This is a genomic window from Clostridioides sp. ES-W-0018-02, from assembly GCF_020658175.1.
In the GTDB taxonomy this organism is placed as follows: Bacteria; Bacillota; Clostridia; order Peptostreptococcales; family Peptostreptococcaceae; genus Clostridioides.
The window spans coordinates 29493-39585 of record NZ_JACVVY010000018.1 but is presented as its reverse complement, the minus strand read 5'-3'; the positions used below and the strand labels follow the sequence as shown (position 1 = coordinate 39585).

The following is a 10093-nucleotide window of genomic DNA, read 5'->3' as shown; positions in this document are numbered from 1 at the left end:
TATTTTAGTTCCAAATTTAAGATGATTATTGGCCACAAACCCATATTGTAAATTTTCTCCTATAGCTGTCACAGCTCCATGTTTACTATTTTCACAATTCAAAGAAGTATAGTAACTTACTTCCCATGTTATAGGAATCAATTTTTCTATTTTGATATTAAGTTCTTTTTCTAAGTTCATTTTTTTTATTTCCAACTTATATTCTTTGCTATTTCTATATTTATTCCATTCATATTCATACATTAAATTTATATTTTTTGTTATATAGGTTATAAGACTTCTTTCCATATTACTAGTATTGAACACTTCTTCATGACTATAAAAGACTTGAACACCACTAGCCACCATTAAAATACTTATTACTATCGTACTTATCCATCTCATAAACTCCTCCAAGTTATATTTAAACCATCTTCAATTGACTTAATTAGATTCTTTGAAAGCTTTGCATTATCAAATATTTTTATAGATTTCTAAAATTTATATACTTATCTTTATATCCCTTAGAATTTCTTGTATTCATTATATCTTTTATAGATTCCCTGTAAGATATATCATCTGATATTCTTATCAGACTTTCAAGAAAATACATTGAATAACTTCGTGGTGTCTTTTTTTTAATAGCTAAATCAATTGCAGTTTTAGCAGCATTATAACACTTAAGATGTGTATGACCTTCTCCAAATATCTTATTAGTATTATAGACAATATATCCATTTCGGACTTTAATAATAATGTATTCATTTTTTTCATATATTTTATTTGTTTTCATTACAAATCCTCAATTTTATGCCATATCATTTCTAACTTTCCATGTTTTCTATTTAATCTTCTTCTAATTTCATATGCAGATTTAATTTCTTCTTTTACATTTTGCCACTTCTCCAAAACTTCTTTATACTCTTTATTTTCTTCTTGTAAAAAGAGTATTTCTTCATTTAATTCATCAATTTTAGTGTTTAATTCTCTATTTTTCTCTAATAAATCATAATGTCTTTGTTCATCTATAAGTATTGAAATCACTACCTTTCACTGATCTTATATATGTTGTTTTAAGATTGTAATGTATAAAACTAAGCAATATTTTATATGAGGTCTTAGAAAGGCATACATGAGGTCATATTTTTAATTTTCTAGTTTCCAATATTCTTGTATCCACCATTCAGACTCGGAATTGCTCTTAATCCACTTTCCATCTATTTTTTTACTTTTAGCTTTTTCCTTAGTTGATTTTAAATAAACTAAGTCATAAATATCAATTTTATTATCATCAAAAATAGATTTACTTACCTTAAAAATCTTTATATTGCTTGATTTTAGATTGTATAGTGTAATTTTAGGAGAATATTTAGTATCTATATCTATTACTAAACAATACCTTGGATTTGAATTGTCATCTTTTATATTACATGATCCTACAAATTCAAAATGAGCTTGTATTTTTTCACTGATTGGTATATCAGTATTTTCGATTTGGCTTTCGAGATATGAACATAATTTTTTTGTATCAACTTCTTTAAATATTTTTTCTGTTTCTTTATTAGAATATCTTCTCATAATTTCCATATTGCATGGTAAACTATCTTTTTTAAATTGTTTTTTACTATAGATTGAATTATAGATATCATAAGTCTCTAAAAGTTTGTTAGACTTTCCAAACTCCTCAAAGAAATCTAGTTTAATTAGTATAGATAATTGTTTAGAGTTTATATGCCCTTGTAAATCTATTAATAGTTCTAAAAATGAATCATATTTATTATCTTTAAGAGAATATAGGTACTCTCCTATATCAGAATTTAAAAATTTAATGGATTCAATTCCCTTGTAAATACTATTTTTATCTCTATTAAAAAAGTATTCAGATTTTGAGAATCTAAATTTAGGATTTTCTAACTTAATATCAAAATACTTTATTTCATCTGTTAATTTTCTTGTTCTTTCTGTATCTTCATTATATAAGTTGAATGCTACAGTATAATATTCTAATGGATAATGTGACTTAAGGTATGCACAATATAAGCTGTCATATGCATATGAAAGACTATGTGAAGCATTAAAGGAATACGAGGTGGCATCATTTACAACTTGCCATGTGTCCTCGAAATTATTTTCAGTTCCGACTTTTTTAATCCAGTTATTTTTTAGTTTAGTATGCAATTCTTTTAACTCTTTTTCTTTAAATTTCTTTTTTGCTACTTTCTTTATAATATCATAGCTCTCAGATTCCTCTATCCCTAACCATATTAGATACTTCATTATAGACTCTTGATACATAAGGTAATGGTAACTATCCTCTAATAATATATCTAGTTCTTTAACATTAGTTGTATATGGCTTTCTTTTAATGAAATTGTCTAATAAAGATGTGAAACCTGGTCTAATGCTCGCTACAAACGCACTTGTTTCAGCCACACTTGATATTTTGTATTTAGATGCTAGGTTTGTCGCATAGTCTGAGTCTACTTGATTTATAGTACAAGTTAATTTATTCTTGTATATCTCATAGGTTTTACTATTTAATAAACTATTCAATTCTTCAATTGTAGGAATATTAATATTTGCTAATTCACAAGTTTTTCTGATTAGTGACCATACTTTCACTGTTAAATAATCATTTTTTAAATACTTATACTTATCACAATAATATCCATCTATATTACAACATATCCCATCCTTAGTTTTTAATAGTCCTACTTCTTCATCAATTGGTTTGTCGTATATAAGCATAGAGCATGGTGAGAAAGAAACACTTTCTACTACTCCTACAAATACCTTTGATTCCTTTATTATATCTCTCCAAGAATCATCATTTATATATTTATCTAGGTTTTTAGCCACTTCATCATACTCTGATAATTTCATATCATTTGCTTTACACCATAATCTAAATGCTGATGCATCTTGTAACGGCTTATAACTTATCATCCAAGCACAATTTTCTTCTCCCAGCAAGTCTCTAGTTGCTTGTATAAATGGCTCTGCGTCTTCAGCATTTAAATCTATATCTGGTAAAGATTTCGCTGATAGTATTCTTTCAACACTCATAAATCTAGTAGGGAATAATGGTACTGGAGCATTTAATCTGTCTATTTCAGTAAGCCCTAAAAGGTTAGTTATTATAAATGAAGGTGCTGAACCTCTCCCCGTTTTAGTAAGAAGACCATTATATTCTTGTTTGGCTCTTTGAACTATTTTATAATCTATAATAAAGTAATCCTCCATATGGGTTTTCTCTATAATATCAAATTCATATCTTATAGCATCTAAGTATTCATTCCATCTATTTTCAGGTATATTTTTTCTTTTCTCTAACCATTCTTTATTTAATATCTCTTTCAGTTCTTTATTTGGATTTTTAGATATTGATGGTAACTTTATATCTTCATTTATCAGTGTAACTTCTTCACACTCATCAAATATTAGAGTATTTTTTAATGCTATTTCAATTTCTTGCTTTGTTAATACATTTTGTTTTTCATATCTTTTAAATATATCATCTGAATTTGGATAATCTAAAATAAATCCATCTTCTTCAGGATAATTTATACCTTTAGCTTTAAGAAATTTAGTTCTATATTTTGATTCTTCTGGATAAATATAATGGCTATCATTGGCATGTATTATGTCTATATTGTATTTTTTACTTAATTCTAAGACATCCACATTATGTAAAACTTGAGTTTTATGAGGATGAGATTGCACTTCAAGAAAGAAATTATCTTTGAAATGATTCTTTAGTTTTATTATTAGTTCTTCTCTATTTTCAAGTTTTAATACTCCAGCTACACATGCAGTAGTAATAACCACATCTTCTGGTTTAAATATCTCAAATAGTATCTTTTCATCTATTCTAGGTTTATAGTAATACCCATTTGTATTAGCTAAACTTAAAGCTTTATTTATTTGCTTATAGCCATTATTATTTTTAGCAATTATTATTAGATGATAATTTCCTCTATCTTTCTCATTTATATTATTTACATAGTAAAATTCTGCTCCAACAATCATTTTTAAATTGCTTTTATCACATAAAGTTTTTGCTTCATGTACATTTCCCTGATATCCATGTTCTGTTGTAAAATATGTAGTATGACCAAGCTCTATTGTCCTATCTATATATTGTTGTGGCTTGGTAATTACATCTAGGGTTCTAATATTTGAGTATATTTTATGGCTATGATAATTATTATATCTCAATTAATCACCTCTACCTCAAAGTCTCTTTTAACAAATTCTATCTCCACTTAAATATTTTAATGTTTTTTATTCTTTTTCCATTCACTAAATCTTCTATTCATTTTGAAATTTTCAAATTCATAATCTAAAAATTTCTTTTTTTTGAATTGCTCCTTTAGAAATTTATTTGTGAATTCTTTTTTAGTCAAATCAATCACCTCCAAAGAGGGAAAGATATCCCTCTTACTTATATAATACTATCTGATTTTCTTTTAATGATTTTTGAACCTCTATAACTCTTTGATTTGATGAGCCTCTATATTTTAATGAAATGTCTCTTTTTGAAATGTCAAATTTACCATCTATTAAAACATCAATATAATCTAAAAATATTTTTCTTGATAGATCTCTTAATATTTCTTCAAACAAGTAACCTGACCAAAGCCAGATATTTTTATTCGTCTCTATTTTAACTCTTTTTAAAAAATCAATTAAATCATTATCCTTTATTTGTTGCAATGGTTCTCCACCTAATATATTTAAACCTACTATATTATCATTTTTTAGATATGAAATAATCTTATCTTCCACTTTATTAGACCATACATCTCCGTAATTAAAATCTTGTAAATCTTTATTAAAACATCCCTTACAATTATGGGTACATCCAGATACAAAGAGTGTTGTTCTTACTCCTGGTGCATTTGATACATCAAACTTTCTTATTTCAGCATATTTCATATTCATAACCCTTTCTTATAAATGAAGTACTCTGTCTCCTATTTCTTGAGTACGACCTTTATTCCAAAAGTTAGTTCCTATATAACCACAAGTCCTTCTCATAACCTGCATTTCAGTCTCATCTCTATTTCCACATGATGGACAATACCAAGTTAAATTTTCATCTAGTTTTATTTCTCCAGTGTATCCACACTTATAACATATGTCTGGCTTTGTATTTATCTCTGCATATTGAATATTATGATATATGTAATTTATGATTTGTTCAACTGCTTCAAGATTTCTGCTCATATCAGGAACTTCCACATATGAAATACATCCCCCTGAACTTATACTATGAAACTGAGATTCAAATTTTAATTTACTAAAAGCATCTATTTCTTCACAAACATGAACATGATAACTATTTGTATAATATAATTTATCTGTTACATTTTTTATCTCACCAAACTTTTGTTTATCTATCCTACAAAATCTATATACTAAATTTTCTGCGGGAGACCCATATAAACCAAATCCTAATTTAGTTTCCTCTTTCCATTCCTCACATTTATTTTTCATGTATTTCATAACATCTAATGCAAATTTTTCTCCTTCTTCTTCTGTATGACTTATACCTAGCATAGCTTGAACCATTTCATATATTCCTACATATCCAAGGCTTAAAGTTGAGTATCCATTTTCTAAAAGTCTATCTATCTTCTCTCCTTTTTCAAGTCTAGCTATAGCTCCGTGTTGCCAATGTATAGGTGATACATCTGAGAGTGTTCCTTTTAGCATGTTATGTCTAGTTAAAAGAGCTTCTTTGCACAATTCTAATCTTTGGTCTAATATCTTCCAAAATAAATCCATATTCTTATCAGCTACTATTGCAATTTGAGGTAAATTTAAAGATATTACACCTTGATTGAATCTTCCATACCATTTATAATTTTCATTTTTATCTTTATATGTGCTAAGATGACTTCTACAACCCATAGGTGGGAATATATTTCCTTCATAATTAGTACGCATAATTTTAGCTGATTGATAATCCAAGTAATCCTATATTTCTATAGGCTCTGACTATATTATATTCTTATATTCTATTAACAAATATAAGAACCCTCGCACTTCCAGTCGGGATTTCCACCCATTTACCTGTACTCTACTTGCTTCTCCCCATAGATATTTCTTCTATGTTCTGCTTTCGATAGTCGATTGAGTTTTTATTGTATAAAATATCTTCCATGTATTTAAGTAAAGTCTATTTTCTTGAACTGATTGATATAATGAAGTTGATTTTCCTTCAAAATATTCGTTAGCTAATTGTACTAAAGAGTCACACTCTATTATTGTTTTATCAAATATATTAACAGCCATAACTGGATATATGTCATCTTTGTTTTTAGCATTTATATTCATAGGAACGAATCTAACATTCCCTATCTCATACCCTTTAGAATTATCTATCCTATCTATGCTAAGATTATTTTCCCCATATATTTTATATGATTGTTTATACTCTTCAAAGCAAAATCTAGCATATTCTGTATAGTCTTTAAATTTAAATTTACCATTATATCTTTCATAATCTTTTGAGTTTGGATTGAAGCATCTTTCTTTTGCATATCTATAAAAACTTCTAAACTGTCTAAGATTTTTATCCCCTATTTCTTCTCTTATAATATCATTATAATATTTAGAACAAGCCTCAGTATGTAATGTTTTACCTTCATTTAGCTGTCTTCTTATAGAATTCAATATATTAGTTTTTATAGCCCCACATTCACAACATTTATAAGTACATTCATATTCATCTATACTTATTATTTCAATTCCATACTCTTGATATTTTTCTTTTAAATCTTTATACATGGTCTTATTTTTTCTCACTTTAATATCCTCCAAACTATATTTTAGAAGATATATTACACAATAACTTACCACAGGATTAGCATATCTAATTTTAGACTTAGCTTTCCCTGTTAGCACAATCATTCGTCATCATTTACTATGACTACTATACGTTGATTGCACACCCTATGTTTATAGGTTCACGAGGTTATTCGAAATACATTTCTGTATTAAGTCCCAATTATCTCTTAGGAACTAACCTTTTGGTTGTGCATTCAGCAGCTAATTTTGTGATGTAGTCATATTTGCCACCTTCTAAACAATTATCCTCATCAAGAAGATAAACTAGTTTAGGAAAAGCCTCTCCTATTTCTTGTCCTTTGTAATTTTTCATTCCTTCTAATCTTTGTTTTATCATTTCCTCACAAATAAGAGCCATCTCTTCTTCGTATTCATTTCCACTTTCTACTTCAAGATAAATTGTTGCAAATGGTGCTTGGCCATTCGTTGTCATCAAAGTTGAAAGCTGATATCTAATCGTTTGAACTCCTGCTTTTAAATCATCTAATTTTCTATCATCAGCCAATTCTTTAGCTAAATTTTCGTCTTTATATTTATCTAAATATTTCTTATAGTATTTATCATATGTTTTTCTTAGATAGGGTGCTAAATGCTTTACTGTGATACTCTGCCCACCATATTGATTACTAGCAACTTGAGCCATTATTTGAGTAGTTACAGTACAAGCAGTACTAAATGACTTTGGAGATTCTACTAATTTTTCATTTATTACTGTTCCATTATCTAACATATCTTGAATATTTATTAAGCAACAATTAAATATTGATTGTAATGTATAATCCATGTCATGCCAGTGTATAACTCCTTCATCATGAGCTTGAACTATATGAGGTGGTATCAATTTTCTTCTAGTTATATCTTTAGAAACCTCTCCAGCAATTAAATCTCTTTGAGTTGATGCGATTATTGAATTTTTATTTGAATTTTCTCTTAAAATATCCTCATTCGTCTTGCTTATTAAACCTAATATGCTTTCATCTGTTGTATTAATCTGTTTTTTGAACGATTGAACAGCTCTATAACCTTCATATGCTTTAGCTGTATCTTTTTGACCATAATGTATAAGTCTATCATATACAAAATCTTCTATTTGATGAATCGTAGGAATATTTTTCTTATTATTAAATTCAAATTCAGCATCATTTGCTATTAATTTTGAGATATCCTCTATGTAAATTCCACTTCCATTTTTCATTGCCTTTTCTATCGCAATCTGTATCTTTGTATTATCAAAAGGTACCTTGCTCCCATCCCTTTTAATTATTTCCATTAAATCACTCTCTTTCTAATATTTATTTTCAACCTTTAAATAATACCCTTTTTACATACATGTTATCAATAATATTCTGTTTCCATAAGTGGTAAATATTTGACTATATAAAAATTATATTATACTGGTAAGATTCTTTGAGTTGAAATTTGATATGTACTTGATTCTTTTCCTGTTGTAAACAATATAATTGCTAAAATAATACATAATGCTAAATAAATCACTTTTTTTATTATTTAATCCCCCTTACTTAAAAATTAATTTATAATATATCAATATACTGAACCATCTAAAAATTTATATCACTTTCCTTCAATATGTATTTATTAATTATTTTTATTATTGTAATCAGACCTTTATTAGTTATATCAATCTTAGTTGATATTGAGTTTTTATATGAAAAAATATGAAGTAAATGTTTATTTTCACTTTTATATATTGATATTTCTGTGTCATCTACATATTTTGTAAATTTATTTTTATTATAATTAAATCTACATATCCTTAAATAATCATCTATTTCTTTACTGATCATAAGTTCAGATTGTTTTATACACATATCTTTAAACTCATTTTTTACTCTGTCATTTTCTTTTTTTACAATTTCTTTATATCTATTTAAATCAATTTTTTGAAAAGCTATGTCTTTTATATAGTCTTCACATTTATCTATAAACCTCTTAAATATAGCTATTTTCATTGTTCCATTCACAAATGCAACTACTTCATTTCCTTCTTCTAGTTTTTTAATTTCTGTTCTAAAAATCATTTCCTCTTCATCTACACTAGCTACTATTATCATACTCATATATACACTCTCCCTTCCATTGGAAAATCTACTTTATTTTTTAATTAACATTTTTAATGTTCCTTTATTAAACCTGGCATAATTTTATTTACAGTTTTACAAGAAATCCCTAATTTAATTGTTTTTGTAGCTATACCAATTATAAATTCTTCAAGTTCTTTATTTTTTTCTAAAAATAATTGTATTGTTTTTATATCAACATCTCTTCCAGAATTATTTTCAGATAGATAATCAATCATATCATATATGCTATATATTTTTTTACACTCAATATTCCCTATTTTTTTAGATAGTTTCTTTTTAGATAACCCAGTTAAAATACCTGCATCTAAAAGAAATTGTAAACAGGTTACAAACATACCATTATTTTTATTTTTTTCTAATATATTTATTTTTTCTTTTCTGCTTGATGTACTTTTTAGTTTTTTGAAGATGTTTTTTACAAATAATGTTTCTTGCATTTTTTCCTCCTTAAATCTACTGGGTATATTATTCGTCATATCATCTATTTTATTTACTTTTTTATTACTTGAAATTTTTATTTGTACATTTCTCCACATTTTTTACATTGATAAATAAATCCTATTTTCGTACTTAATTTAAATATATCTCCACCACATTCACATTTTTTTATTCTTATCATTTTCTTCTTCATATTTATACTCCTCAAAAGAAATTGTTAGCTAAATGTTGTATCTAATAATCTTGATACTTTTTTTATTTTCCAATCTACAGGCAATATTCCATTATCAACTAATTCTGATAGTAAGCAATTATATTCATCAATTTTTACCATATGTCCAATTGGACAGTTTTTGCAGTGCTTAGACTTGATACAAACATATTTTATAGTATTTAAAGCAACTATAGTATTTTTTATATCATCTTGTGTTAATTCTATTTCTTTATTATCCATTTTTCATCATTCCTTTAAATTTACTAAATTTTAATATTTACAAGGCTTCTACTGCTTCTTGAAATTTTAAATCTAATACATATTTTAATAACTCTTTATCATATTTATAATTTAAATACTCATCTATAGAGGCTGTATAAGCATTTTCTTTTTTGTATTTTTTTATATACCATTTTTGAAATTTAATATAATCTTGCTCTGTGAGATATTCACTTGATAAGTTCAAAAGACTTCCTTTTTTATTTAATATTTCTCTGATCATATG

13 protein-coding genes are annotated in these 10093 nt (G+C 26.3%); all 13 read right to left on the bottom strand.

Annotated features, from left to right (window positions below):
* Positions 1–384, bottom strand: a 384-nt coding sequence (locus IC219_RS20180; RefSeq protein ID WP_227853441.1) for a hypothetical protein, incomplete at its 3' end; no start/stop codon positions are given.
* 79 nt (positions 385–463) lie between these two features.
* Complete coding sequence (locus IC219_RS20175) at positions 464–772, bottom strand: hypothetical protein (RefSeq protein WP_227831960.1); 309 nt, start codon at positions 770–772, stop codon at positions 464–466.
* Positions 772–1023 carry a hypothetical protein gene (locus IC219_RS20170; protein WP_227825330.1) on the bottom strand — a complete coding sequence of 84 codons (252 nt, stop codon included), beginning with the start codon at positions 1021–1023 and terminating at the stop codon, positions 772–774. Before IC219_RS20170 ends, IC219_RS20175 begins: the two co-directional genes overlap by 1 nt.
* 102 nt (positions 1024–1125) lie before the next feature.
* Positions 1126–4197, bottom strand: a complete 3072-nt coding sequence (locus IC219_RS20165; RefSeq protein WP_227825331.1) for a PHP domain-containing protein — start codon at positions 4195–4197, stop codon at positions 1126–1128.
* A 56-nt stretch (positions 4198–4253) separates the two neighbouring features.
* The gene (locus IC219_RS21870; protein ID WP_021383042.1) at positions 4254–4385 is read right to left on the bottom strand and encodes a hypothetical protein; all 132 of its coding nucleotides are present in this window, start codon (positions 4383–4385) and stop codon (positions 4254–4256) included.
* Between the two features lie 34 nt (positions 4386–4419).
* The gene (gene nrdG / locus IC219_RS20160; protein WP_227825332.1) at positions 4420–4917 is read right to left on the bottom strand and encodes an anaerobic ribonucleoside-triphosphate reductase activating protein; all 498 of its coding nucleotides are present in this window, start codon (positions 4915–4917) and stop codon (positions 4420–4422) included.
* Positions 4918–4932: 15 nt separating this feature from the next.
* Entirely contained in the window at positions 4933–5931 is a 999-nt protein-coding gene (nrdD, locus tag IC219_RS20155) for an anaerobic ribonucleoside-triphosphate reductase (protein ID WP_413926969.1), read from the bottom strand.
* A 162-nt stretch (positions 5932–6093) separates the two neighbouring features.
* Entirely contained in the window at positions 6094–6792 is a 699-nt protein-coding gene (locus IC219_RS20150) for a hypothetical protein (RefSeq protein WP_227831939.1), read from the bottom strand.
* 202 nt (positions 6793–6994) lie between these two features.
* Positions 6995–8104, bottom strand: coding sequence for an anaerobic ribonucleoside-triphosphate reductase (nrdD, locus tag IC219_RS20145; RefSeq protein ID WP_413926968.1), 1110 nt, complete (start codon positions 8102–8104; stop codon positions 6995–6997).
* Between the two features lie 289 nt (positions 8105–8393).
* Complete coding sequence (locus tag IC219_RS20140) at positions 8394–8912, bottom strand: hypothetical protein (RefSeq protein ID WP_021383058.1); 519 nt, start codon at positions 8910–8912, stop codon at positions 8394–8396.
* A 53-nt stretch (positions 8913–8965) separates the two neighbouring features.
* Positions 8966–9373 (bottom strand): DNA ligase, encoded by a 408-nt coding sequence (locus IC219_RS20135; RefSeq protein WP_227831938.1) that lies wholly within the window; start codon positions 9371–9373, stop codon positions 8966–8968.
* 218 nt (positions 9374–9591) lie between these two features.
* Positions 9592–9828 (bottom strand): hypothetical protein, encoded by a 237-nt coding sequence (locus tag IC219_RS20130; RefSeq protein ID WP_167641018.1) that lies wholly within the window; start codon positions 9826–9828, stop codon positions 9592–9594.
* Positions 9829–9865: 37 nt separating this feature from the next.
* Positions 9866–10090: a hypothetical protein gene (locus tag IC219_RS20125; protein WP_021383150.1), complete on the bottom strand. Its 225-nt coding sequence runs from the start codon at positions 10088–10090 to the stop codon at positions 9866–9868.
* Positions 10091–10093: the final 3 nt, after the last annotated feature.

What these genes read in the sequence shown, in the direction of transcription:
- IC219_RS20175 (WP_227831960.1), bottom strand. Translation starts at nt 772, where the DNA reads ATGAAAACAAATAAAATATATGAAAAAAATGAATACATTATTATTAAA.
- nrdG (WP_227825332.1), bottom strand. Translation starts at nt 4,917, where the DNA reads ATGAAATATGCTGAAATAAGAAAGTTTGATGTATCAAATGCACCAGGA.
- nrdD (WP_413926968.1), bottom strand. Translation starts at nt 8,104, where the DNA reads ATGGAAATAATTAAAAGGGATGGGAGCAAGGTACCTTTTGATAATACA.
- IC219_RS20125 (WP_021383150.1), bottom strand. Translation starts at nt 10,090, where the DNA reads ATGATCAGAGAAATATTAAATAAAAAAGGAAGTCTTTTGAACTTATCA.
- IC219_RS20130 (WP_167641018.1), bottom strand. Translation starts at nt 9,828, where the DNA reads ATGGATAATAAAGAAATAGAATTAACACAAGATGATATAAAAAATACT.
- IC219_RS20140 (WP_021383058.1), bottom strand. Translation starts at nt 8,912, where the DNA reads ATGAGTATGATAATAGTAGCTAGTGTAGATGAAGAGGAAATGATTTTT.
- nrdD (WP_413926969.1), bottom strand. Translation starts at nt 5,931, where the DNA reads ATGCGTACTAATTATGAAGGAAATATATTCCCACCTATGGGTTGTAGA.
- IC219_RS20135 (WP_227831938.1), bottom strand. Translation starts at nt 9,373, where the DNA reads ATGCAAGAAACATTATTTGTAAAAAACATCTTCAAAAAACTAAAAAGT.